Origin of the sequence: Paenibacillus sp. YPG26 (genome assembly GCF_023704175.1) — a bacterium.
GTDB lineage: Bacteria > Bacillota > Bacilli > Paenibacillales > Paenibacillaceae > Fontibacillus.
The window spans coordinates 1,426,925-1,453,042 of sequence record NZ_CP084530.1 but is presented as its reverse complement, the minus strand read 5'-3'; the positions used below and the strand labels follow the sequence as shown (position 1 = coordinate 1,453,042).

The following is a 26,118-nucleotide window of genomic DNA, read 5'->3' as shown; positions in this document are numbered from 1 at the left end:
GGTTTGTGGTACTCCGTGCTCGGAGACGCTGTCCCTGCGGGATGCGCTCTACTTCGAGCATAGACCCGTATACATAAGGCGTAACGGAGGGGAAGCTTGGAACTGTAGGGGCGAACGCGTTCACCTACAAGCTTTCTGAAAGAAAGCTATACCGGAAGCATAAGCTTTGTCTCCGGATTTCAACCGCTATGCGTATAGTTCAAGAAATCTGGAGGCGGGCAGCGGCCGAAAGTCCAAGCAACCTCGTAGTTACGACCGTACATATATTATAATTTCAAGCTCGTCTTATATTTTGGTTATTTACCAGTTACCCACTCAAGTACGGGAGCGTAGAACAGCACTATACCGATAATCACAGCCAAGATCGCTGCGACGAGAACAGCGCCGGCGGCGGTGTCCTTGGCGGCTTTGGCCAAAGGATGGATATCCGGGCTTGCCAGGTCTACCACCGACTCGATGGCGGTGTTGATCAGCTCCAGCGAAATGACGAGCGCGATGGTAAGCAGCAGGATCGCCCACTTGGTTGCTGGTAAATGGAAAAAGGCGGCCGCACCGGCCGCCAGCACCGCGCAAATAACATGAACGCGTAAATTGCGCTGTGTTCTGAGCCCGTACCCTATGCCTTCGATTGCATAACGGAAAGTGGAACTCCAACTATGACTTCGCTTCATTACCGTACTAGGCCGACCCTTGAAAGAGCAGCTTCCTGCTTAGACATCATTTCTGCTTCGCTGGCGTCATCCTGATGATCGTAGCCGAGCAGATGCAGGAATCCATGCACGAACAGAAAGCCGATCTCCCGCTCAAGCGAATGTCCGTATTCCTCACTCTGCTCTTTTGCCCGTTCCACTGAAATGATAATATCTCCAAGTACATCCGGGATATCATCCAGGCTCTGACCCTCTTCGAGCTCGTACAGTATCTCCGGCTCCTCATCAACGGATTCATTCATCGCAAAAGACAATACGTCCGTTGGCCGGTCAATTCCCCTGTACTCCCGGTTCAGTTCATGAATAGCCTCATTATTGACGAAGGTAAGGTCCACTTCTCCGTCAACAATTCCTTCGGCCTCTCCTGCTATATCCAGGGCTTTCTCCAGCAGATCAATCAATTCCTGACTGATCTCAAAGTCATCCTGCTCATTGTTCCAAGCCAGCTTCAGACCCATTCACTTCACGCCCCTTGTCTGTCTCATCATTTCCTTTTGGCTTCTTAATCTCCTCTGGATACTCGATCCGGGAATGGAAGATGCCCATAACGGTTTCTTGCAATGTCTTGGCGATCACATCAAGCTCCCGCATCGTCAGATCACATTCATTGAACTGATGGTCATCAAGACGGCTTTTTATAATCTTCTCAATCATGGATTCGACCTGTTCCACCGTCGGTTTGCGCAGCGATCTTACTGCGGCCTCAACACTATCGGCAATCCCGACAACCGCGGCCTCCTTCGATTGCGCTTTCGGTCCCGGATAACGGAAATCCGCTTCGGTAAAGTCTGGCTCTCCCCCCTGTTCCTCAGCATTCCTCAGCGCTTTGTGATAGAAGAAGTGCAGGAAGGTAGTTCCATGATGCTGCTCGGCAATATCCCGAATCGGCTTAGGAAGCTTGTACTCCTTAAGCATCTCGACCCCATCCCGTGCATGAGCCACGATAATCGACTTACTCAGCTTCGGATCGATGAAATCATGTGGATTCTCAATATTGTTCTGGTTCTCAATGAAATAGCTTGGCCGCTTCGTCTTGCCGATATCGTGATAATACGATCCGACTCTGCACAGCAGTCCGTTCGCACCAATGGCTTCCGCCGCTGCTTCAGACAGATTGCCGACCATCACACTATGATGATAGGTTCCAGGCGTCTCCGTGAGAAGCTTTCTTAACAGCGGATGGTTAGGATTGGACAGCTCCACCAGCTTAAGCGCGGACAGAATGCCGAAGGATACTTCAAAGAATGGCATTAGACCAATAACCAGAATCGTGGTCAGAAGCCCCCCGGCAAAAGCAAACCCAATCGCATACAGCGTGCCAGACTGGGTCCAGCCATTCTCGTTAAGCAGAACAAGCGTGAACACGGACAGGGAACCGAACAGGCAGACCATAATTCCCGCTTTAAGAATCGTGGAACGCTGACTGGCACGGTGAATCGAGAATATGGACACGAACGATATAATGACCGCGAAGAAGCCGAAATAGAAATCAAAAATTTGGCCCTGGTGGCTGTTCAGTATGATACTTGCCAGTATTCCGAGCACGATGGAGCTGATATAAGCTAATGGAATATCAATCAGCAGGGTAATCAGCATGGCTCCTGTTGCGATTGGCGCCAGATACCCTATATAAGGGCGCTGAGCGCTCTGTAGAACATTAACCACATGGATAGAGAGAATTGTAATCGCAAAAATCAACAGCAGCATAGTCAGCTGCACGTTGTTATATTTGAACCTGGCGGCTCCCTCCGATTGGCGCATGTACATAATCAGGCCGAAACCTAACAAAAGGGACATCAGCAGCAGTCCAAGCTGTGGCCAGTAGTTGACTTCATCCTTAAGCAGCCCGTTCTGATCCAGCAAATTGTACATTTCCTCGGTAATCCGCTCGCCTTTTGCAACAAGCACATCACCCTGATTGATATACACGGGCTCGGTACTCTCTCTTGCGAGTACCTTGGCTTCCTTGGTTGCCTCATCATCCCTGAAGTTATTCGGTGTAATTACCAGCCGTATTAGCTCCTGGGCGACCTCCCGGGAGATCCGCTTGCTCAGCATACTGGAGCTGATCTGCTCGGCAACTTTGGCACGTACCGCCGGGGCTTCAGTCACCTGATCACTCATAAGCCTGGATACAATGTCCTTCGCTACAGGCTTCATTTCACTGATATCCTCCGGTGTAAGCCGGGGAATCTTGATAAATGTCTCTTCGGAAATATGATAAGCCTGCTCATTAATCCGTTTCTTCATCTCTTCCAGCAAAGATTCCGAATAGGCGGAGGAGAGCTTATTGTTCACAATATAGCTCTGCAGGTATTCCTGCACCTTGCTGGGCAGCTCCTGACGATAGATCGAGATCTTGTCCTCTCTTGAGACCTGATCATCCTGGTTCAAGCGCAGAATCCGGTCAAGAAGCTGGGCGGCAAGCACTTCATTACGAAGCGATACGATCTTGTAAATATCCTTCTGTTTCTCGGCTGCCTGCTCCTGTGCCTTGAGCGTTGCTTTGTTATTAGGAATCTGGACAGGTGCCAGAATTTCCTTGTCACTTGGCTGCCCAATTACAATATTGTAGCGTTCTGGCAACAGCTTAGGAGCAAGACTGACATAAAATAAAACAACAAACAGCAAGAACAGAACATAGCGTACAGGGACGCTATGTTTCCATCCTGCCGTTTTGGATTGAAATGTACTGCTTTTCGACGTTTCTTTCGAGGTCATTGAACAACCCTCTCTATCTTCTGAAAGTACCTGATTATTTGTGGGATTTCTCTCTTTAGATTGACGGTTGCTCCCCTTGTGCTGCTAGTCCTGATTCTCTGCAGCCTGGTCGTAAGCGATAATAATTTTTTGAACAAGTGAGTGACGCACAACGTCCGATTCGTCGAAATAGACGAAGCCGATCTCATCAATGTTCTTAAGGATGGACTTGGCTTCCACCAACCCCGACTTCTTGCCTCTAGGCAAATCAATCTGGGTTACGTCCCCCGTAATCACCATTTTTGAGCCAAAGCCGAGACGTGTAAGGAACATTTTCATTTGCTCCGGCGTCGTATTCTGGGCTTCATCCAGGATAACGAAAGCATCATCAAGGGTTCTCCCGCGCATGTAAGCCAGAGGGGCAATCTCAATTAACCCTCTCTCCAAGGCCTTGGCGGTCTGTTCAGGTCCCATTACGTCATAAAGTGCATCATACAACGGACGAAGATACGGATCTACCTTCTCCTGCAGATCACCCGGAAGGAAGCCTAGGCTTTCGCCGGCCTCTACAGCAGGTCTGGTAAGTACGATCCGCTTGACCGATCCTTCCTTCAGCGCTGTGATGGCAAGAACAACGGCCAAATAAGTTTTGCCGGTACCCGCAGGACCTACTCCGAAGACAATGTCTCTTTTCTTAATAGTTGTAACATAGTGCTTCTGCCCGATTGTCTTCACACGGATCGGCTTGCCTCTATAAGTTATCGCAACCTCACCTTTATATAAATCAAGCAATTGGTCAGCGCGTAAATCAAGAGCAAGGTCTATTGCATACAGCACATCACGTTCGGTGAGTACGTATCCATTGCGAATGAGCTGCAGTAGAACCTCGAACAGCTGCTGCACCACATCAACACTTCTTCTCTCTCCGCGAATCGTAATCTCCGATTCCCGCGAAACCACTTGTACTGCCACTTTCTCTTCAACCAGCTTAAGGAAGGTGTCTTGAGGGCCGAATAAAGACAGTCCCTCTGCTGCACTTTGCAGCGGTATCTTGATGCTTACAGTTTGCTCTGACAAGTAGCCTCATTCTCCTTGATCGTGAACTATCGGAAGTTCTTCCGCTATATTCTGTTCCACTTCAAAAAGCACTTTCATATAAACTTTACCATTGTCTGTCTTCTCATGCAAAATTTTTTGCTGCACAATTTGAGCGTCCGCTCCATTCTTCGCCAAGATATCGAGCTTCGCTCTCTCAAGTCCACGAGTCGCAGTCTGTTCTACGGACTGCTTGGTCTCAAGCTCCGTGACCTCCAGCACGTCCTCGGACATCCAGCCTATCGGGAGCTTCCACTGTCTCCATGTTAACGGATCCAGCTGGGTTAGCGTCTGCGATTGTTCATACCCATCCTTGCCATAGCCCCAGATCTGAATTGCCGTACCGCCGAAATACAGATAGCCTCGCTCTTTCTTCTCTCCCGTATAGACCTTCTGCTTGCGGACAAGTGGTGCCTCAATGTCATATTCATGCCAGACAAGACCCCTCACATTTCCTTTAGCCACGACAGCTTGCTCGCCCTGAATTCCCGAGATTAACGTAGCTCCCTTCGTTACTCGGTCATTCTTCGATACCTCTGGCTGTCCCCGTTCGGCAAAAATATGCGTCACTACCGCATCCGTCTTGCTGACAAGATGCCTGGGGCTGAGCAGCTCCGCATTCTTGGGCTGAGCAGCCTCTACCACCTCAATCGTAACCTTGGTCCCTGTCTTTGAAACACCGACCCATGAGGTTCCGCTGAGTTTTCTTGTCAGATCCTTGGAGAGCTTGTCCTGATCTGGCAGACGAAAGATCCACTGAAACGGGTAAATGCCCTCCTCTTTGGCGGCAAGCAATATATCCTCGGTGGGTATTCTCACATTGCCCTTCACCTCCACATTCCATACCAGCGAAGAGAAGCCAAAGATCATCAGAAAAAAGAGAACAAACCCCGCGATAAACCATTTTCGTCTGAATACCCGGTTCCAAAAAAAAGGCAGACCCTCTCTCCGGTCCACATGAACCCGGCAGCTTGTCTTCTTGAGGAGCGGACGAAGCCGGTAATAATCAGAGATAACCACCTCCATCTCGAGCCGGTTAGGACCCAATGATTTGAGGTTCCATACCTCGATTCGTTCCCTGGCCAGTTCATTCACAAAGGCTTCAATATGCCCACCACGAATAGTCACCTTTACCGAACCGCGTAATTTGGTTAATCCCGGTGTCTTCATCGTTTCTCCCCCGTTCCAAAGTACTGGATTGCAGCGATATCGCCTTCTATTAATACTTCTTCTGGCATAATCGCTTTTATGACTAGGTGGCTTCCCTCTACGGACAGAAAGCCCTCCGGAAGTGCTAATCTCAAGTTATTTGGAGCAAAATGCAGGACACCGCGATGGTTCTCAATCAATAACTGCTTGCTGCCAACCATCGTGAGCCTCGGCAGATCCATGACAAGATCCTGAGGGAGGTCCAGGATATCGACCGACCATTTACGTAGTTTGCGGGTGAAACGGCTCATCGGCAGTCCTCCTTCCATACTGTACAAATTATGCGGGAGGATGCTGATTTATGAGGCTCAGGAATCTTTTTTACAGAATTGAAATTGGACAGCTCAAGTGGTGTAGACAAGAAAAAGGGCTGATCCATATGGATACAGCCCTCAAAACTTATCTTTTATACGTATACGGACGTCTCGCACGCGGCTTGCCCAGAATCTCGGCCCAGACAATCCCGTCTGCCAGCTGACTTGTATTCAAAGCAGGGGCACCTTCACCGGCAGGCCGAGTGGCCTCAGGTCCAGGTGCATTCTTACGCTTCAATTCACGGACAAGGGAACGGTTGGTGTGTTCAAGCTGTTCAAGCTTACGCTGCAGACTGATGATCTCAGCAGCCTCCCGTCCCTCCTCAATGGCCGCAGATTTGGGACCGATAGAATTCTCCTCATGCTCCGCCCAGCTGCTCGTAGCAGACCCCGGGAGAATATTTCTTCCCCAATCTTCCATTCTCTGATCTGACCCAAGGCCCCGCTGTTCGCCCTGTCCGGCGCTCTGAAGAGTGCCGGGCCTTGTCTGATTGGGCTGACGAACAGGCTTGGGTTGATTGCCTGGATCTTCCCCGAAGGTTGGCATCCGGTTAGAACCGCGTCCTGAGGACTTGCCCTTCTTACCCAGCATAGACAAGACCGCAAATCCGATAACGATAACCAGATACAGATGGCTCTGCACCCATTCCAGCAGATCCCTCATCTAGAACACCGCCTATTCGTCATCCTTGGTTGTAGAAGATGCGTCACCTGGCTTACCAATCGTGCTACGCATATTGGTATCGGCTTCAATATTCTTAAGATTCATGTAGTCTAGCACACCAATCTGGCCAGCCTTTAGAGCTTCAGCCATAGCTAGAGGAACCGCAGATTCCGACTCTACTACGCGGGCACGCATCTCGACTACGCGGGCCTTCATCTCTTGCTCTTGGGCTACTGCCATGGCTCTGCGTTCCTCAGCCTTGGCCTGGGCAATCCGCTTATCAGCTTCTGCCTGTTCTGTCTGCAGGAACGCGCCGATATTTTTACCTACATCCACGTCCGCAATATCAATCGAGAGAATCTCAAATGCGGTTCCTGCATCAAGTCCTTTATTAAGAACAGTACGGGAAATTAAATCGGGATTCTCAAGCACATCTTTGTGGGAGTTACTTGAACCTACCGTAGTTACAATACCCTCACCAACACGGGCAATAATGGTCTCTTCCCCGGCACCGCCGACGAGACGGTCAATGTTCGCACGTACCGTAACCCGCGCTTTAACCTTAACCTCAATCCCGTCCTTTGCCACTGCCGCTACTACCGGAGTCTCGATGACTCTCGGATTAACGCTCATCTGAACCGCTTGAAGCACATCACGGCCCGCCAGATCTATCGCAGCCGCCCGTTCGAACTCGAGAGGAATATTTGCACGCTGAGCCGCAATCAAGGCATTAACCACCCGGTCCACATTACCCCCGGCCAAATAATGGCTTTCGAGCTGGTTAATGGTGAGACCCAGACCCGCCTTATGAGCCTTTATGAGCGGATTAACAATTCGGGCCGGCGTAACCCGGCGAAGTCTCATGGCAACCAGAGTCAATATACTGATCCGAACTCCGGAGGCAAGGGCGGAAATCCACAGCATTACCGGGAAGAAGCTCAGGAAAATGCTCAGTACAATAATGGCGACAACCACAATGAGCAGTATTCCAATAAATGATGAATCCAACATACAGCGTATCAGCTCCTAATGTCTATAATTTATAGTTATAAGGATGAGCAGAGCTCATTCCATATTCCTCATGTATCAGATTTCTGCAACCACTACCCGGGTTCCTTCAACCTTAATTACTTTAAGCGGCATGTCTGCTTTAATGAACCCGCCCTCCGTTACAACGTCAATGCGCTCGCCTCCGATAACAGCGGTCCCTGCAGGACGAAGTGGAGTAAGGCTGGTTCCTTCAAGACCCAGCAGATCTATCCGCTCCCGTATGGAGCTATAACCCTTATCACTGGTTAGTTCGTCACGGAGAATGAACCTGTTCCAAATTCCCCGTTCCTTAAATATCCAGACAACAATGACGATCACCACTAGCGCAGCCAGAAAAGCAATGCCCAAAGACGTTAATGCGTCCTGGGTGTCATAGGCAGCCCGGACTACCCCCGCAATCAGACAGGCTGATCCCAGTATGCCAAGAATCCCAAAGCTCGGTATAAACAGCTCTAGCGCCAGCAACACAAGACCAATAACGAACAATACACCTGTCTCAAGTCCAGCAAATCCAGCGATATAGTTACCGAAGAAATACAGCCCGAAAGCCACCACTCCGAGAATTCCTGGCACTCCAAAGCCGGGCACAAGCAGCTCAATTACAACTCCCGCAATGCCCAGAAAAAGCAAAGCCGTCATCACAAATGGGTTCGTGAGGAATATCGCCACATTCTCAGCAAGCGTCCGTTCTACCCGAAATGTATCTTCACCGCTGTAGCCCATCCACTGAATGACTTCTTCCGTGGTGTCTGCAAGCGTATCGGCATAACCTACTTTTAGCGCCTCGCTGCTGCTCAAAGAGATAATCTGACCCTTCTCTTTGGTCCGGTTAATCTCGGGCATCTCCACCGTGATGGAGGAATCGACCATTCCTTCCGCAATTCTGGGATTCCGGCGTTGAAGATCCGCTGCCGCGCTCATCTTGCTCTTCCAGTAAGCGATCTCCTTGGGGCTGTCCACCGTCTGCCCTGAAGCGTCAACAAGCGCTGCCGCTCCAATCGCACTATCCGGCCGCATGGCAATCTTATCCGCATGCAGAGCGATATAGCTGCCGGCAGAAGCCGCATTGCCCTGGATAAAAGCAACCGTGGGAATCGGGCTCCCAGCTATCAGCTGCCCGATATTCTCCGCATTATCCACACGGCCGCCCGGCGTATTCACTTCGAGGACAATAAGGGCCGCTCCCTGATCCTTCGCTTCCTTAAATCCACGAACAAGAAACTTCTCAAGCCCTGACTCAATCTTCTGATCCAGCGGAATAACATAGACCGTTCCTGACTTCATCTTAGCTGGAGCAGAAGCGGCTTCAACACTAGACAGCAGTGCCGGTGCGAAGCCGGATACGAGCAGCAGCACCAGCAACACAGCCGGGAACATAACTAGCCTTAGCTTGCGCATCACCAAAAGATCCCTCCCCTATGTAAATATTAACATCAAATCCTATTATGTACTACGAAAGATGTTTTGCTGCGTTTCAATTATGAAAAAACACCCTCTATCACTAGAGGGTGTTTCGTACTTGTTATTGCAATAGCTGTTGAACTGCCTGATTAACGAGCTTGCCGTCTGCAAGGCCTTTGACCTTGGGCATAAGCGCGCTCATTACTTTCCCGATATCCGCTTTCGAAGAAGCACCGGTTTCCTGGATGGTCTGCTGTACAATGACTTTAATTTCTTCTTCAGAAAGTTGCTCGGGAAGATACTCGGCAATTATCTTGATCTCTTCTGCCAAAGGAGCAGCGAGATCATCACGGCCTGCTTTTTGAAATTCTTGGAGGGCATCTTTGCGCTGTTTGATTTCACGACTTAGGATATCAAGCACTTCGTTGTCGTCCAGAGTTCTTTTCAAATCTATTTCAAGATTCTTAATCGTTGCACGAACCATTCGAATGGTGGAGAGCTTGAACTTGTCTTTACTCCTCATCGCTTGCTTCATATCTTCGTTCAATCGCTCGCTAAGATTCATGGTAGTTCAGATCCTCCTAAAACTTTCTCTTACGAGCAGCCTCGGACTTTTTCTTGCGCTTCACGCTTGGCTTCTCATAATGCTTGCGTTTCTTCACCTCAGCCAAGACTCCATCTTTTGCAATGGAACGCTTGAAGCGACGAAGTGCAGCATCAATAGTCTCGTTTTTGCGAACTTTAGTTTCAGACACCAGTTTTCCCTCCCTCCGACCAGACCGTCCAAGAGCACAACACGGTTCATCAACTTTCATTATAGGTGAAAAGGAAATAGGGTGTCAACCGTGAGTGGCTTTCTTTTTTATATCCAGTTAAATTCAGTTCCAGAATCAGGCATGTGAACCGGAAATTCCGGTCAACGCCCCAAGCTTCGCTCCGCCTAGCAGATGGTAGTGAATATGATACACAGCCTGTCCGCTATCAGGACCACAGTTATTAATCAGCCGGTAGCCGCTCTCCGCAACACCAAGCTTCTTGGCTGCATTCTGAGCAACCTTGTGCATCTCGCCAATGAGAGCCAGATCCTCTTCAGCCACATCATTCATGGTCGCAATATGCTTCTTCGGTATAATCAGAACATGGGTAGGGGCCGCCGGCTGGATATCATGAAATACCAGAAACTTGTCATCTTCGTACACTTTGTTCGAAGGAATAGAGCCTTCGGCAATTTTACAGAACAAACAATCCATCGTAGTCGTATCCTCCTTTTCTTGATTTCGCCTGAAGAGCAAGGCGAGACCGTCAGTTCCTGAACTGCTTCTATCATACCGAAAACCAACACAAAAAAGAAGCACATGCTTCGCAGAAATCAGAATCATTCCTCCGTTACATGTGCCCGTCAATTCATAATGTACATTATTAGTTTATAAATGCTCCAGCATAATTCGGGAGCCTGAGCCCGCATTCTCTGCCGGAACTACCACCAGCTTGCGCGGAAGCCGCGCTCTTAGCTCGGCCACGTGGCTGATGACGCCCACCGCCAGATGATCATGATGAAGCTGCTCCAGTGAAGTGATCACCGTATCGAGCAGCTCGGGATCAAGCGTTCCAAAGCCTTCATCCAGGAAAAAGAACTGCAAAGGATATTGGCCTCTAAGCTGAATCTGTGCCGATAAGGCAAGCGCCAGGGCTAGTGAGGTAAGGAAGGTCTCTCCTCCAGACAACGTAGACACCGGACGCTTGATGCCACCATTGGCATCATCACATATAATGAATCCGCCTCCCGAGTCTGTCTCCAGGGAATAACGCTGCTTGGTCAAGTCTCTTAGCCGCTGCGAAGCGGCCCTGCTGACGTTCATGAGCTGTTCCTCGGCAATGTATTCCACAAATGCGTTCCCCCGCAGACTGGATTGCAGCTTGCTCAGCAGATTAGCAGAATGACTAAGCTTGACCCGATCTGACTCAAGCTCCTTCCAGCGGACGTGACGCACCTCCATATCCTCAAGATCACGCTCGGCTCTGGCTTTGGATTGTACAGCCATTTCATCGGCTGCCTTGCCCTCAGCCAGTCTGTTCTTGCAGCTCTCCCATTCTTCCTCATGAATCTGTCTGCCCGCAAGCTTGGACTCCAGCTCACGCGTCTGAATGGCGAGCTCACGTTCAAGATCACGGTGAGTCCTAATCCGTTCTTCAAGCTTCTCGCGTGTTGCCGGGTCCAATAGAGCCTGCTCAGTATCTTCCTCCCGGGTGAACGGGCTCATCTCCAATTGCTGCTCAAAGCCGCTTCGCAGCTGCTGTTCCTGTTCAAGTGCAGCGATTGCAGTCTGCTGTGCCGCTGCGCTTGACTTCGCCGTCTCCTGCTTCACCTGATCCGCTGTCATATGCTGCTCTTGGAGAGCGGCAGCTTGTCTTCGCAGCAATTCAAGACGGTCTGCCGTCTCGAGAAGCAGCTTATCGACCGCTTCATTTCCGGCCAAGACATGCAGGCGCCCTTCCTTTTCTATTAGCAATTCAGTCTTGCCCGCAAGCTGGGCCTGCAACTGGACCTGCTGCTTGTCGAGTTCTGCGGCTTCCTGAGTCAGACTGCGCAGCAGAACAGTCTTCTCTTCAATGAAGGGTCCACTGAGCTCAAGTCTTTTCTTCACATCTTCAGACACGGAATCCTTCTCATGGATGTCCCTGACCAGCGAGTCCGTATCAGCCAGTTGGCAGTCAGGCAGCTCTTGGTTCCATTTCTCTGTCAGCTCCGTCTGCTCCCGAGCAAGTTCATCCCGAATGTGCAGGGATTGGTCGAATTGATTCTGCAGCGCGGCGAGTTCCGCACTCAGTCCTGCCAGACGCGGCTGTAAAGCGTCATGACTGTCACGAACCTCCTTCACCACCTGCTGAAGCTGCTTAAGATGTTCCTGGGCGGTTGACAAGTCCTTCTGAGCCTTATTCATCTCCGCTGCCCATTCCTTATGTGTCTTCTGCTCGTTGAACTTATGGTCTTCTTCAGCCAGCTTTGGTAAAGTGGCAGTCGAATGCCCAGCAGCAGCCTGCAGCATAACCTCCTGGTCCCCTGGTGGAATTAGAGACTCCAGCAGGGTTCGACAGGTGTCAAATCCCCGGGACAGACTATATTTCATGTCCCGTGTGGCGGACAAGCTGGCTGCAATCTGCTCCAATTCACCCTCCAGCTGCTCAGCCTCATTCAGAACGTGTCCGGCTGGAATAGGGTGATGATCCGATCCGCATACCGGACATGCTTCGCCGTCAATTAATTGCTCGGCCAGCCGGGCAGACCATAACTGCAGCTCCTGGGACTTCACGGCATGACGAAGTGTATGCTCACGCCGCACCAGTCCCTCAAGCACATCTTGGCAGATCTCCATCAGACTAGAGAATCTTTCTATTAATCCGGCAGCCTGTTCTGCAGCCTGACTGCGAGATTCGAGTTGTACACTCTCAAGCTGCCGCGCTTCTTTCAGTGCATTATCGGCTTTGACCAGTCGCTCCTTCAGATCAGAAGAAGTATGATCAGCCTTGGTCCGCCGGGATGCAAGCTCGATGAACCGCTCTTTAAGCGATGCTGCCGTCTGAACTTTGCGCCTGAGTACAGAGGGAACCTCCACGTCCTTAAGCCGCCGCTCCAGCTCTTGTCGACGCTGAACCGCTTTGGCAAGAAGCAGCTCCTCCTTCGTAATCTGCTCCGTGAGAGCACTCAGGGCACGGGCAGCCTCGGTGAGCCGGGACTGCAGCCCTGCCTGCTCACGCTTAAGCGCATCCCGCTCGGTCTGCAGCCCCCTCGCCTGTTCAAGCTGATCGAGCCGGACAAGCAGACCCGGCTCTTCAGCCGCCAGCGCCTGCCGGGCAAGCTCTGCCGCCTCGGCCGCTTGCGCTGCCGCAGCTTCCGCCGACGCAGCGGCTGCCGCCGCCTGCTGCGCGAGCTCGCTGCGCTCGGCAGCCAGGCGCCGCGCGTCGCGCCACGCGCCGAGCGCGGGGCGCAGCTGCTCCGCGGCAGCAGCCTGCGCAAGCCGCGCCTCCAGCTGCGCGACCTCGCCGCTCTGCTCCTGCAGCCGCAGGAGCGACTGCTTGCGCTGCGCAAGCTCGGCGCCAAGCTCGCGCAGCTTGGCGAGCTGCTCGTAGAGGCGCTCGGCCTCCTGCAGCTCGCGCCGGCGCAGCTCCGCCTCCGCCGCAGCCGCTTTCAGGCGCCCGGCGGCTTCCTGGAGGGCTTCCTCGGAAGCCAGACCAAGCCCTTGCTGCTCCGCAGCCAGCTCCTTGAGCCGGCTGTCGGTCTCTTTGACCTTGCGGCTGAGCTTCATTCCGAGATGATCGCCATACTTCTCCAGATGGAACAAGCGCTGGAGCATCTGCCGGCGTTCACTGCCTTTCAGAGATAAGAATTCAGCGAACTTCCCCTGCGGAAGCACGACGGCCCGGGTGAAATCGTCCATCTTAAGCCCAATCTTCTCCTCAACGCAGCGGGTCACCTCGGACAGCTTGTCAGCATGCACCTGATCCCCTTCCGGAAGAACCTGGATGAAGCGGCTGATTGTATTGCTGATCGAGACATCGCCTGTGCGCTTGAACCTGCGCTCAACCCGGTAACATTCCGCCCCATCTGCTGACATAAGCTCGAAAGTAAAGGCGACAAAGAGGCTGTCCTCCGAATGATTCATGATGCCCTGTGTACCATTAACTGCACGCTCCACTTTACCGTACAAGGCAAGGGTAATCGCATCTAGCAGAGTGGATTTGCCGCTGCCTGTGGGACCGAAGATGCCGAACAGCCCAGTCTCGCACAGCTGCGTGAAATCAACCTCCTGAGGCTCACGGTAGCTTTGCAGACCTGAGAGTTTCAGTGAAATAGGCTTCATGATGCGTCATCCTCCAAGCTTGATGCGAGCTCATCCTCGGCGACAAGCTGCATGAACAGTTCCACCAGCTCCTCTTCAGGCTCTGCGCCTCCGCTCTGGCGCTGATAGAACTTGCGGAACAGCTCGTGAACCGGCATTTGTGAGCGTCCAGCTGCCGTCTGCTCAAGCTCCCGGCCCGGATACACCGGTCTGATATGAATAATCCCTTCACGGGATTTACGCAGGGACTGGATATCTCCAAGCGACATGGCCTTCGTTAGACGAATCTCCAAGTCTATGAATGCATCCCCATCACGTCCCTCGTCCAGCCAGCGGTGAACCTCTTCCAGTCCGCCCGTACAAGTCCACCGGACCAGCGGTCTGCCGCTCCGCAGATAAATCTCCTCCGTGACCGGTACTCCCCCTGGTTCCACGTCTATAAGCATGACCGACTTGGCTTGTCCAGCTTCAGAGAAGCTGTAAGCGAGCGGCGAGCCGCTGTACCGGATTATGCCATTCCCTTTGACAGATTGGGCACGGTGCAGATGACCGAGCGCTGTATACTGGGCGCCTATGTCTAGTGCCGAAGGATCGACAGTATAAGCACCGCCAATCTGGATCGGACGTTCAGAGTCGCACTCCAGACCCCCAAGAACATAAATATGGCTCATGGCCAGATTCACCGTGTTCTTGCTATAGGACTGACCCAAAAGGCGCATCAGACGCCCCACCCGTTCACTATAGGCCAATCTCAGTTCGCCTTCATCCACCTGACCTGCGAGGAGCTCGCCGAGCCTCGCTTCAGATGGATAAGGCAGTGCTGCGATGACGGCAGTTTCTCCTGTTCTGGCTGCATGCAGCCGCACGGGCTCTGACGATGGAAGCCCTACCAGGGTAATCCCGCTGCGGGCAACCAATGGCGTGACTGATGCTACCCGCTCAGGCTGATCATGGTTGCCCGCAATGGCAACGAGCTGTCTGCCATCCTCGGTTAGCCTCGCCGCCGCCTCATAGAACATCATTTCCGCAGCTGCTGGAGGATTGACACTGTCATAGACGTCACCCGCCATCATAATCAAGTCCGCCTTGGTGTCTTTGGCCAACTGCACAAGCTCATCCAGAAACATCATCTGCTCACTGAGCCGGCTGCGTCCTTCAAGCGTTCTCCCCAAATGCCAGTCTCCTGTATGCAGAATCCGCATGGTCTTCCCCCTCTCTATTCTGGCAAGATGCCTTCCCTGCCTGTATTTATAATTTCACAGCCTCATCTTGATCAAAGAAGTACAGCCATTTCTCATCCACGGGGTTCCCGGTAATCTCCTCTATGGCTCTCCCGTATAGCTCCAGCTGGAAACGGTACTTCTCCGCCAAAGCGCTCAGGCCGCCTGTATGCTCCAGCACACGGTCACTCTTATAATCGAGAAGAATCCACCTTCCATCGACACAGAACAGGCAGTCCACAATCCCCTGGACAAGCACAGTTTCCTGATTCAGTCCCTGCTGGATTTGTAATTTAAGCCTGTAGTCATCATGAGCATCAAGCCCGAATCCCTTAAGCATGGGATAAGCTTCAGAGGCTTGTACTCCGTAACTGAAAGCTAGCTCACGCTTGACCCACTCTGCTTCACGGAGCCTTAGCCCAAGCGGACTCTTCAAGAATCCGGTAATCTTGTCATGCTCAAGCTCCCGGGCCTGATCTTCAGCCATGATCTGATGCTGAACAAGCCAGCGGGTCGTCTCCTCCGCAGCATGATCCACGTCTTCAGCGTTAAAAGAAATATGCTGCATAACCGTATGGTACGCAGTTCCCCGCTCCGTGGGCGTCATTCTCCGCTGCTCCATGAATTGGGGCCTCCGGAGATGAAGCTTGAAGGAAGCAGGCTCAGCAGCCTGTATAACCTCTTCCCGCAATGCTTGTCCTTCCAGAATATTCACTGGAGGATCATCTTGCAGCGCAAGCATGGCTTTCATCTCGGTTACGGTAGTCTTGGCGGGGATATGACTGGCTGATTCGAACGGATATGACCAACCCAGCCTGGAAGCAACAGCCTCGGACAATTCTGGATCCAGCCCCTTCCCGACAAGAACCGGACGGCCGGATATCAACGCCTGCAGCGCCGCCCTGTCTCCAGCTTCGCCGGTCTCTCCCATGTCTTCTGAAGCTGCCGCGGCGTGTCTCTGCATATCCTGGGAAGACAGGATTCCGATCCGCCAATCCAGGCGCTCAGCGATAAGCCTTGCCCCAGACTCCTCGCCAGCACCAGCGAGCTCTCTCAGTACAGAGGCTGCCGGGTGGCGGATTAAGGCAGGACCGATCCAGTCCAGATAGCTTCTTCCCCTCGCGAGCATGTAGTCCGGCAGCATTTCTTCCCCATTCTGGAGCGCTTGACTCCAGACTGCTGCTGCCTTGGGCAGATCTTTAACAGCGGCAACCAGCACAAGCTTGTCCTTGGGACGGGTGAGAGCCACATAGAGCACCCGCATTTCCTCAGCCAGCAGTTCCATATTGGCACGTCTGCGAATAGCCAGATTCGGCAGCGTGGGATAACTGACCCGGGTATCGGCATTAACGAATTTCGGGCCGAATCCGAGCTCTTTATGCATCAGGAACGGCGCATTCATATCCTGCCTGTTGAACATTTTGGACAGTCCGGCCACGAACACGACAGGGAATTCCAGCCCTTTACTCTTATGAATCGTCATAATGCGGATGCCTTCATTCTGATCATTGCCCGTTCCCGGAGCGCCAAAGTCCCCTCCATTCTCCTTCAGTCTTGAGATAAATCGGAGGAAGCGGAACAGCCCCCTGGAGGAGGTGGATTGCTCATAGGTCCGCGCCCTGTCATAGAGCGCCTTCAGATTAGCCTGACGCTGGGCTCCGCCTGGCAGTCCTCCCACCCAGTCCAGATACCCCGTCTCTCTGTAAATGTTCCAGATCAATCGTCCAAGCTCCCCTTGTCTTGCTTCCGTCCTCCAGCCTTCAAGCTGGGCGAGGAATCCGCCAAGCTTGCGGGACAACTCTTCACTGGATGACTCCGCGGAAGCCGCAGTCTGGACAGCTTCATAGAAGCCGGATTGCGGAGCCGCTAATCGGATTCCTGCCAGCTCCTCCTCCGATAACCCATAGATCGGGGACCTCAGTACAGAAGCAAGCGGGATATCCTGCTGGGGGTTGTCAATAATCTGAAGCAGAGACAGCATAATCTCCACTTCCGATGCCTGGAAGTATCCCTGACTTAACTCGCCATATGCAGGAATTCCTTCAAGCCGCAGTTCCTGAATCATGGCCGGGGCCCAGGAGAGCGTGGATCTTAGAAGAATCACCATATCCCGGTATTGCACGGGCCGATGATCTTGAATAGTTTTGTCGTAGATATACAGCGACCTGCCGTTCTCTCCCATCATCTCGTGAATCCGAGCGGCAATCATGCGGGCTTCCAGCCTGACCGCCTCGAGCTCGGCTGCGTCCTCTGCAGTGCCTTCATCCTCCGGACTCACTTCCGATAGACTCTCACTTGCCGTCATGTCAGATTTGCTTCGATCAACGAGCAGCAGCTCGGGCATGTAGCCGGAAGAATCATCCGGTGAGCCCGCTGGGAAGCCTTCTCCATAGACAAGCTCTGCTCTTGAATCATAAGAGATCTCTGCAACCCCTTCATTCATCATCTGTCTGAACAGATAGTTGACGGCGCCGACAACCTCTCTGCGGCTGCGGAAATTGCGTGCCAGATCAATTCGGAGCCCTTCACCCGTGAAATCCGGGCCATACATCCGGTACTTATCCAGAAACAGCCCAGGTTCCGCCAGCCTAAAGCGGTAGATGCTCTGCTTCACATCGCCAACCATGAACCTGTTGCCCGGATTGGCCCTGGAGATCAGACGTACAATATCCTCCTGCACCGTGTTCGTATCCTGATACTCATCCAGGAGAACTTCCCCATACTGCATTTGATATTCAAGAGCCGCATCAGAGGGGATTATATTCACCGGAGTAGAGTCCGGATGTCTAAGAATTTGCAGACAATAATGCTCAAGGTCCGAGAAGTCCAGCCACCCTTTGGCCTGCTTCTCTTCCTGATACCGCTGGGCAAAAGCAATTACAAGCTCTGCGAGTTCATTCATCAGCGGAGCCGCCTGATGCAGCTCAGCCACGAAATCCTCAGCAGGCCGTCCGAACAGCTGACCCCGAAGCTCCATAATCGTCTTCTTGGCCTCTTCCCGCAAGTTTTTTACACGGTCCTGAAGAACCGGATCTGTCTGATCTTTCTTGCAGGGCTTCAGCTTGCCGAAGCCAGAATACTGGAATACATGATACAAGTTCTCCCAAGGCTGATAGGAGGCCGCCTCAAGCAGGCCTTCAACCACCTCGAGATCCTCATCCAGAGAGACCGCATAAGGAGCGGGGCCGCCGGGAGATAATGCGATATCTTTTGCCTGCTTCAGCAGATCGCGTACCCCGTTCAAGGTGAGCCGGGTATCGGCGAGGATCGACTTTACCCAGGGACTCTCTGACATTTGCTCCATGTCGGCCATTTGGAATAACGCAGCCGTAGAACGCAGCCAGTGATCCGGCCAGGAATGACTTCGGGAGAAGTCATATAACCGCTGAACCAGCAGGAACATCGCATCATCACTGCGTTCTCCGCTGAACCAATCCACCAGGGACAGGAAAGCACCTCCTTCAGACTCCGTGCCATACTTCTCCTCGAACAGCTGCTCAAGCACTTCCTGACGAAGCAGCTTCACATCACTTTCCGAAGCAATTCTGAAGCCTGGATCAAGCGGAATCAAGGTGTAGTAACGCTGGATGACTTCCAGACAGAAAGAATGCAGCGTTGTAATAGAAGCACGGCCAAGCATAGCCAGCTGGCGGCTTACATGCTCATTCGAAGGGTCCTCTTCCAGCAGCGACTCAAGAGCCGAGCGAATACGTTCCCGCATTTCAGAAGCTGCGGCCTTGGTGAAGGTCGCCACGAGCAGACGGTCCACACTAAGCGGCGCTTCCACACTTGTAATCTTGCGGATAATCCGCTCTACAAGCACCGCCGTCTTCCCTGATCCCGCTGCTGCGGCAATCAGCATATTACCCCCAGACTTGGAGATGGCGTTCCACTGATCATCACTCCATTTAGTTCCAGGCGGTTTGGGAATGCTCATTCCAGTCCCTCCTCTATAGTCCGGACCTCACCGGAAGGCAGCCAGGACGCATCCGCCTGACGGCTGCGTTCCCCTAACAGATCCCACGTCTGCTCCTTGTCCGGTTTGGTCAGCATATTATACTTGTTATCTTCCATCGTCTCATCAAACTGGCACACAGGTCTGTAAGAACAGTGCGTGCATGCGGTCTCTTGCCCGATCCGGTATGGCTCGATGGCAACGTCACCTTCGGTAATTCGTGTACCTATTCCCTTGATGGTATTTCTCACCGAACGAAGGAGCGTATCCCACTGTTCGGACGTAGCCACAGATGCGCTGCTGTAGAATGTCCCGTCTGTTTTTAGGGCAACAGGGAGAATGTCCGAATAGCCTTTCTCCAGCAATCCATCCATGCGGGATACGACATCCTTGTCGGCCATCAGGAGGCCTTTCATCTTGAACCTCTTCAGCAGCTCCTGTCCAGCCTGTTCCGGATCCAGCCCATTGGCAGATTGGAGCAGAGGATTATGCACATGGAAATACAAGGCGCCGGCCGGTACAGCAGACTGTCCGAGCCACTCTTCCGCCGAGCTGATAATCACATCCAGGTAGGTAAGCATCTGAAGGGATAGACCGTAATACACCTCATGAAGCTTGAGGTCGGTCTGACTCGATTTATAGTCAATGACTCGCAGCAGAAGCCCCTGCTCGCCCTCCGCCATATCCACGCGGTCAATCCGTCCGACAATCTCCATAACACAGCCGTTCGGCAGTTCGAATGTCAGCGGGGGAAGCGTGCGCCCAGGTCCAAAGTCAAGCTCCAGCCCGATTGGCTCAAAGCTTCCTCGGCGTGACTGTTCCCCAAGAATTACAGAAGCGCGGCCGACGATGTTCTTAAGCTTGCGCGAAATATAGCCGTACCGCTTCGAGCTTAACAGAATCTCTCCTTGCAGCTTGGGAGCCAGCTTGTCCACTGCCGCTTCGGCTTCCCTCACACATTCATCAGAAGACAGGCTGCCCCAGCTTCGGTTCTGTTCCTTGAAGGTAACCGCCATCGCACTTAATGCCGCATGGAAGAGCTGACCGATATCCGGAGCTTTAAGACGGTAGAGCTGCCGCTCTCTAAGCTTCAATCCATGTGAGGCAAAATGAGAGAATGGACAGGATGCGAACCGTTCCATCCGGGAGACGCTGGTCCGCAGTCTTTTCCCGTATAATTTGCGGCTGGTATTCGGCGTTAGGGTATGGGTCCGATTACGGTACTCGAGTGATCCAAGCAGTTGACGCAGCTTCCCGTTCCACTCGGGCCTAGCTCTATACCATTCCAGGACTTCCCACCAGACTGGTGCTATTTCCGTTCCCGTCTTCCATAGGCGCAGCTGGCCGATCAACTCCGTAAGTGTCGGGGATGGATAAGTGATTCTTGCCAAGTCATCTGTCTCTTCTCTTGAAGCTGTCCGTTCCTGAATCCCTTCGCGCAGAGCAGGGAATATAGTGTATAGATGTCTAATCACCTCGGAAGGCAGCAGCGGCTTCCCGTCCTCATCTGCGGACGGATAACTCACCCGGAGCGAGCAGCTTGCAGCGGACAGTGCATGATAGACAAGAAACCTCTCATCCAGCAGCTGGCGTGTAATCCCTGGTGAGAGCTGCATTCCTGTCTTCGCCAGCACGCTTCTCTCCTGATCCGTCAATATTCCTTCTTCCTGAATCAGAGACGGCATGACACCTTCGTTAACCCCAAGCAGGAAGACATGCCGCACATGACTGGTACGTGTTCTGTCGGTGGAGCCGATCAGAACCTGATCCAGAGTAGGCGGTACCAGAGCCAGCTTGAGGCCTTCCAGACCCGTGTTCAGAATCCCTGCAAAGATCTCATTGCTTAATGTCTCATCGCCCATCATCTCAACCATCTGATCAAGCAGGTCAAGGATAGCTCCCCACAGCTGCCTGTGCTCCATCGCCTCCTGGGGATGCCCCTTCGCAAGAGCACGGTGAGCAAGCAGATCCAGCCGCTGCGGAGCTTCAATGTCCTCAAGAAGACGGTAGACGGCTTCGCACTTCTCGCGAATGGTCTTCCCTTTCTTAAACCGCTTCTCAAATGCCCCTAGAGGAACGGCAATCGCATGACGGCAGAGCTCGATCCTAACCATGCCGCTCGAACCTGAGGCTTCTTCTGCAGCGGCCAAAGTTTCGAGCGAGAGGCTTGGTCTTCCTTTCCAAGGCCGCTGATCCGTCCATCTGGACCCGTGAATCCCGCTTGCCAGAACATAATTCTCAAGCGCGTCCATATCACTTCTCGTAATTGATTCATCTAACGGGAGTACGAAGTCTGTCTTGACACAGCGGAACACATCATCATATTTCCAATATTTCTGCACCACATCCAGGGAAGCCCGAACATATTCAATAAGCGGATGATGCAGCATCGAACGTTTCTGGTCGAGAAAGTAAGGTATATCATAATCCTCAAATACTGAAGCCGCGATATGTTCATAATCGCTTATATTTCTCACAAATACCGCCATATCCCGCCACCGGGCTCCGTGTTCCTGCACCAGATTACGAATGGCACGGGCGGTCTCTTCCACTTCCGCCCTGCGGTCAGGTGCTGCGTGCAGGCTCAGGCTGCGGCGGAAATCCGAAGGAAGCTCCCCTTTCCACCGGATACGCCGCTCATAAGCGGACTCCAGATGAGCAAGCGTCTCGCTCTGAACGAACCGTGGGAATGGCTTGGTATCTAATACCACTGTGTCGTCAACCTCAACGGACAGAGACTCGGCCAGGGCTCTCAGCTTCATGTAAGCCAATGCTGTGGGATGGAACAAGTCAAGATCATGGGGCGGCGTTCCATTGTCATAAGGCTTGTCGAGCGTCAGCGATATCCGTACCTTGGCTGCCGTTCTCATGAGCTGCCCAATCGCCTCATATTCTTTCGGGGTGAATGTATAGAAGCCGTCGATCCAAATTTCGGCATGGCTCAAAAAGGAAGATTTAGCCGCACCTTCAGCCAGCTTGATCACATGATCCTCTGCGTCCACGTAATGATGCGACAGTTCCTCCTCAAACTCCTTATAGAGCAGCGACAGATCGTGCAGCTTGTCCTTAAGCAGAGAGGACTCCTCTCCGGTGCCTTGAAGCTGGGAATGGTGATATTCAAGCACAGCAGCATCTCCGGCATACTTCTTGAACTCGGTATAGAGTGTATTCAAGCGGTCAATCAGCCCCAGCTGATCCCCCGCATTCTTGTACAATCTGAGCTCATTTCTGCGGCGCCGCATAATTTTGTACAGCAGCATCCTTTTTCCCTCATCACTAATAGGAATCAGAGCTGAACCGCCCGTCTCCTGCATAACCCGAAGCGCTAACCTGCGGAAGCCAAGCACCTGAGCCCGGATGGTTCCACTTAACTCTTCGCTCTCTGTGAGCGCGCGTTCTATTTGAAATGTTCCTTGTTCAGGAACCAATATAATGATTGGAGGGCCCATCGGGTCCTCGCGCAGTCTCGTACGAACCTGTTCCAGCACCAGGCTGCTCTTCCCGCTGCCGGACCGGCCAATGATAAATTGAAGTGACATTTACAGGCCTCCTGCCCAAATTCCCGTCTATATCCGCTAATCTTACACGGACAAATATGCCTCCTATTATATCACATAGAGTCCCTTAAGTAGAGAACGTATGTTTGTAAAATTTGGGTCCAGGCTCAGGAACCCGCCGCTGCGATAGGGTTGGAATATCAGGTAGATATAGGCTGCTGTGCGCCGCCAAAAGAGTAATCTGTGGGCTTCAAATAAAAAAGGGCTTCTCAACTAAATCGAGAGCCCTTTTTACTATAACTTTCAACGTACGCGGCAAGCGTTTTATAGACTATTCTTGCTTCGAACCTCGAAGACAGCGAACTTCAGATAATGCCCTTCCTCAACGCCCAGAATTTGCGGGTGGTCCTTGCCTGCTGCCCGCCATTCCACCAGACGAAGCACCTTGCCGGCATCGGCTGCCGCATCGAGAATAGTCTCCAGGAACAGCTCAGGGCGCATATGGTACGAGCAGCTTGCCGTTACCAGATAACCGCCTTCATTTACCAGCTTCATTCCATGCAGATTAATGTCCTTATAACCCCGGACAGCTCCCTTAACCGCGCTCTTCGTCTTGGCGAAGGCTGGCGGATCCAGAATCACCACATCCCATGTACGTCCGCCGCCCGCAGTCATTGGCACCGAAGTATCAGCCTTGCTTGCTGCAGCTTGGGCCCGGGCTTTACGTTCATCTGCCCCTTTTACCTGTTCACGAAGATAGTCGAAAGCGTCGGCAACAACGAATTCCACACGTTCACCGAACCCGTTCAGCTCCACATTGGCTTTGGCACTCTCAATTGCATGGGCCGAGATATCCAGACAGGTAACCTTTTTCGCACCGTATTTGCACGCATGCAGAGTGAAACTTCCCGTATGGGAAAAACACTCCAGTACTGTTGCCCCATCCCAGTATGGGAAAGTAACTTCTTTGCCCTTGCTGTTGACTGGAATCAGCCTGGTCTCACCCTGGTCGCCAGCAGCCTCTTGCAGAGTAATCCCGCTGCGGGCTCCCCAGCCTGTCATCAATGGTTCAATGGAGGCGCGGTTCTCTCGCTGATCGAAGAAATAGCCTGTCTTCTGGCCCTCTTCAATATCAACAGAGATAACCAGGCCATTCTCCATTACGGTCACATGCCGTGGACATGTGCCGTACAGCGGCCCCTTGATCTGTTCGAGCCCCTCCATCTCACGTACGCTGACATCACTTCGTTCATAGATACCCTGAGGCTTCACGACCTCAACCAGTGCCTTAACGATCTGATCACGACGAAGATCCATTCCAAGAGTTAATACCTGGATGACGAGTACATCGCCAAAGCGGTCGACAACCAGCCCGGGCAGGAAATCAGCCTCGCCATACACAAGACGGTATGCATTCTCAGACACAAAACGTTCCCTCAGCTGGAGACATTCCTTGAACCTTCTGGTGAAGAAGGCCTCATCCATCTCCTCAACCGGTTGATAAGACACAACTCTTACTGTGATCTGGGACTTGGGGTTGTAGTATCCTGTCGCCAGATATTTGCGCTGATGATTCAGAATCTCAACCAGCTCACCCGGCTGAGCTTCCCCTTCAATGGTCTCAATCTCATTGTTATAAATCCAGGGATGTCCCTGTTCCAGCCTCTTTCTCCGGCTGCGCGACAAGATTACGGATGCCAACAAATATCACTCCATTTTCTTCATAAATTATAACTCAAGCCAGTTCAAGGCTTGTCATGCTTGTATTACTCTCCGCATAACTTAACAGTAAGACGCTTGCAACAACACAGAAGGAGGGATTCATCCTGCTGCTTCGTGAAATTATTATCCCACTGACACTCGGACTCTCCCTCTTTATGTTCGGTATGAAAATTATGGAGTCCGCCCTTCATGCATGGGCAGGCCCTCTGCTGACCAAGCTGCTGAACGCATCCACAATCACACCCTTGAAGGGGATGATATTCAGCACCTTGGTCACCGCCGTGCTGCAGAGCAGTACGGCCGTCACCGTGATGACAATCGGGCTTGTGAATGCAGGCCTCTTAACTTACGCGCGAACGCTTGGGATCATACTCGGGGGAAATATCGGCACGTGTCTGACCACGGAGCTTATAGCCTTTAATTTCACCCAAATCGGGGTTCCCATGCTGATTGTCTCTGCCGTATGCTGGGCAGCTTCGATTCTGGCTGAAGAAATGCTCGGATCCCGAAGGAACTTTACACCGAAACTTAGAGCCGTTCAGTACGGAGCGTTGGCCGCAGCAGGCTTCAGCTTGATCCTGGTTGCTATTCAATGGATGCAGTCGGTCAGCCCCGCACTCGAAGCTGCCGGTATCCTGGACTGGCTCATTAGGAGAGCGTCAGACAGCTTGCTATGGGGTGCAGCCGCAGGAGCTATATTAACAGCTCTGGTCCACAGCAGCGCGGCTGTGATCGGGATGGCGATGACTTTTGTAGGAACAGGGGCAATGCCCGTGGAACTCGGGATAGCCATGGTGATTGGCGCAAACGTTGGAACCTGCGTAACTGCTCTAATCGCCTCCATTGGAGGTACCCGCTCAGGAAGCTTTGTTGCCTGGTCGCATATCATCCTCAATCTGGGAGGAGCGGTTCTGTTCCTTCCCTTTGTTCATGGCTTGGAAGCCGTCTCGGCATGGATCACGGAGGACCCCGCTTCCCAAATTGCCCATAGCCAGACCTTGTTCAACGTCGTCTGTTCCCTTCTTGCTCTGCCAATCTGCTACCTGCCTATATGGAAGTTAAGCGAAGGGCAGCCGCCAGGCCAAAAAGCGATCTAGGTACTTAAGCTGGCTCCCCGCAACAGCCCCCTGGGGCCCTTCACTTCACCGCATTAAGCGCAATGTCTACAGTTCAACGCCCAACAGCTTAAGACCCTTTTCCAGTATAAAATCGTTATTGTCGTAACCGGATTTTTGCTGCTTCTCCCAGGCTTCTCCCGGCTCGTACCAAGCTACACCGCGAATCTCTTCCACCTGTGCCCGCAGATCACCGCTCACACATTCAACAAGATAATAGTGCACCTCTTTGTCCACATTACCATGCTGGGGATGCTGATAAGTATACGCAATAATATCGATGGGCTGTACAATCCGCCCGGTTACTCCCGTCTCCTCCACAATCTCCCGAAGCGCAGTCTGCTCGATTGTCTCGCCGGGTTCCATTTTTCCTTTAGCGAACGAGATCTTGCCATATCGGTCGGTAATCAGCTGAATCTGCAGCTGATCCTGAACACGGCGGTACACAATCCCGCCCGCGGATATCTCTTTGAATGACATGCTGTCAGGCCTCCTTCTTGTCACGCATATCTTTTGTATTTGAACAACAAGGATTTCAGCCCGCAGCGGGTTGAAATCCTTGTTGTTATTCCACCACTTAATTGTATGGAGTCTAGCCAAGCCAGGGTCCATGAATGCACCCCAGCCT

General features: G+C 52.4%; 19 protein-coding genes. 1 reads left to right on the top strand and 18 read right to left on the bottom strand.

The window, feature by feature from the left end; all coding sequences use genetic code 11:
- Nucleotides 1-296 precede the first annotated feature (296 nt).
- From LDO05_RS06670 to LDO05_RS06590, 17 genes are all read right to left on the bottom strand, one after another.
- Complete coding sequence (locus LDO05_RS06670; protein WP_251378078.1) at nt 297-671, bottom strand: diacylglycerol kinase family protein; 375 nt, start codon at nt 669-671, stop codon at nt 297-299.
- Nucleotides 671-1,168 (bottom strand): rRNA maturation RNase YbeY, encoded by a 498-nt coding sequence (gene ybeY / locus LDO05_RS06665; protein WP_251378077.1) that lies wholly within the window; start codon nt 1,166-1,168, stop codon nt 671-673. The genes LDO05_RS06670 and ybeY overlap by 1 nt, the downstream gene beginning before the upstream one ends.
- Entirely contained in the window at nt 1,140-3,431 is a 2,292-nt protein-coding gene (locus LDO05_RS06660; protein WP_251378076.1) for an HD family phosphohydrolase, read from the bottom strand. The genes ybeY and LDO05_RS06660 overlap by 29 nt, the downstream gene beginning before the upstream one ends.
- Before the next feature lie 84 nt (nt 3,432-3,515).
- Complete coding sequence (locus tag LDO05_RS06655; protein WP_251378075.1) at nt 3,516-4,487, bottom strand: PhoH family protein; 972 nt, start codon at nt 4,485-4,487, stop codon at nt 3,516-3,518.
- Nucleotides 4,488-4,493: 6 nt separating this feature from the next.
- Nucleotides 4,494-5,675, bottom strand: coding sequence for a sporulation protein YqfD (gene yqfD, locus LDO05_RS06650; RefSeq protein ID WP_251378074.1), 1,182 nt, complete (start codon nt 5,673-5,675; stop codon nt 4,494-4,496).
- Nucleotides 5,672-5,965, bottom strand: coding sequence for a sporulation protein YqfC (gene yqfC / locus LDO05_RS06645; protein ID WP_251378073.1), 294 nt, complete (start codon nt 5,963-5,965; stop codon nt 5,672-5,674). The genes yqfD and yqfC overlap by 4 nt, the downstream gene beginning before the upstream one ends.
- Nucleotides 5,966-6,113: 148 nt before the next feature.
- Nucleotides 6,114-6,692 carry a hypothetical protein gene (locus tag LDO05_RS06640; RefSeq protein ID WP_251378072.1) on the bottom strand — a complete coding sequence of 193 codons (579 nt, stop codon included), beginning with the start codon at nt 6,690-6,692 and terminating at the stop codon, nt 6,114-6,116.
- A gap of 12 nt (nt 6,693-6,704) precedes the next feature.
- The gene (gene floA, locus LDO05_RS06635) at nt 6,705-7,703 is read right to left on the bottom strand and encodes a flotillin-like protein FloA (protein ID WP_276575565.1); all 999 of its coding nucleotides are present in this window, start codon (nt 7,701-7,703) and stop codon (nt 6,705-6,707) included.
- A gap of 75 nt (nt 7,704-7,778) precedes the next feature.
- Nucleotides 7,779-9,140 (bottom strand): NfeD family protein, encoded by a 1,362-nt coding sequence (locus LDO05_RS06630; RefSeq protein ID WP_481857049.1) that lies wholly within the window; start codon nt 9,138-9,140, stop codon nt 7,779-7,781.
- A gap of 124 nt (nt 9,141-9,264) precedes the next feature.
- Nucleotides 9,265-9,708 carry a GatB/YqeY domain-containing protein gene (locus LDO05_RS06625; protein WP_251378071.1) on the bottom strand — a complete coding sequence of 148 codons (444 nt, stop codon included), beginning with the start codon at nt 9,706-9,708 and terminating at the stop codon, nt 9,265-9,267.
- A 16-nt stretch (nt 9,709-9,724) separates the two neighbouring features.
- On the bottom strand, nt 9,725-9,898 hold the full coding sequence (rpsU, locus tag LDO05_RS06620) for a 30S ribosomal protein S21 (RefSeq protein WP_005547957.1): 174 nt from the start codon (nt 9,896-9,898) through the stop codon (nt 9,725-9,727).
- Nucleotides 9,899-10,033: 135 nt separating this feature from the next.
- Entirely contained in the window at nt 10,034-10,393 is a 360-nt protein-coding gene (locus tag LDO05_RS06615; protein WP_251378070.1) for a histidine triad nucleotide-binding protein, read from the bottom strand.
- Between the two features lie 174 nt (nt 10,394-10,567).
- Nucleotides 10,568-14,002 carry an AAA family ATPase gene (locus tag LDO05_RS06610; protein ID WP_251378069.1) on the bottom strand — a complete coding sequence of 1,145 codons (3,435 nt, stop codon included), beginning with the start codon at nt 14,000-14,002 and terminating at the stop codon, nt 10,568-10,570.
- The gene (locus tag LDO05_RS06605; RefSeq protein ID WP_251378068.1) at nt 13,999-15,183 is read right to left on the bottom strand and encodes an exonuclease SbcCD subunit D; all 1,185 of its coding nucleotides are present in this window, start codon (nt 15,181-15,183) and stop codon (nt 13,999-14,001) included. The genes LDO05_RS06610 and LDO05_RS06605 overlap by 4 nt, the downstream gene beginning before the upstream one ends.
- A 46-nt stretch (nt 15,184-15,229) precedes the next feature.
- On the bottom strand, nt 15,230-19,138 hold the full coding sequence (gene addA, locus LDO05_RS06600; protein ID WP_251378067.1) for a helicase-exonuclease AddAB subunit AddA: 3,909 nt from the start codon (nt 19,136-19,138) through the stop codon (nt 15,230-15,232).
- Complete coding sequence (gene addB, locus LDO05_RS06595; protein ID WP_251378066.1) at nt 19,135-22,695, bottom strand: helicase-exonuclease AddAB subunit AddB; 3,561 nt, start codon at nt 22,693-22,695, stop codon at nt 19,135-19,137. Before addB ends, addA begins: the two co-directional genes overlap by 4 nt.
- A 282-nt stretch (nt 22,696-22,977) precedes the next feature.
- Nucleotides 22,978-24,354, bottom strand: coding sequence for a class I SAM-dependent rRNA methyltransferase (locus tag LDO05_RS06590; RefSeq protein ID WP_251378065.1), 1,377 nt, complete (start codon nt 24,352-24,354; stop codon nt 22,978-22,980).
- A gap of 128 nt (nt 24,355-24,482) precedes the next feature.
- Here LDO05_RS06590 and LDO05_RS06585 point away from each other — a divergent pair, with 128 nt between their 5' ends.
- Nucleotides 24,483-25,472 carry a Na/Pi cotransporter family protein gene (locus LDO05_RS06585; protein WP_251378634.1) on the top strand — a complete coding sequence of 330 codons (990 nt, stop codon included), beginning with the start codon at nt 24,483-24,485 and terminating at the stop codon, nt 25,470-25,472.
- A gap of 66 nt (nt 25,473-25,538) precedes the next feature.
- Here LDO05_RS06585 and LDO05_RS06580 read toward each other — a convergent pair whose 3' ends face one another.
- Complete coding sequence (locus LDO05_RS06580; RefSeq protein ID WP_251378064.1) at nt 25,539-25,970, bottom strand: NUDIX hydrolase; 432 nt, start codon at nt 25,968-25,970, stop codon at nt 25,539-25,541.
- Nucleotides 25,971-26,118 lie beyond the last annotated feature (148 nt).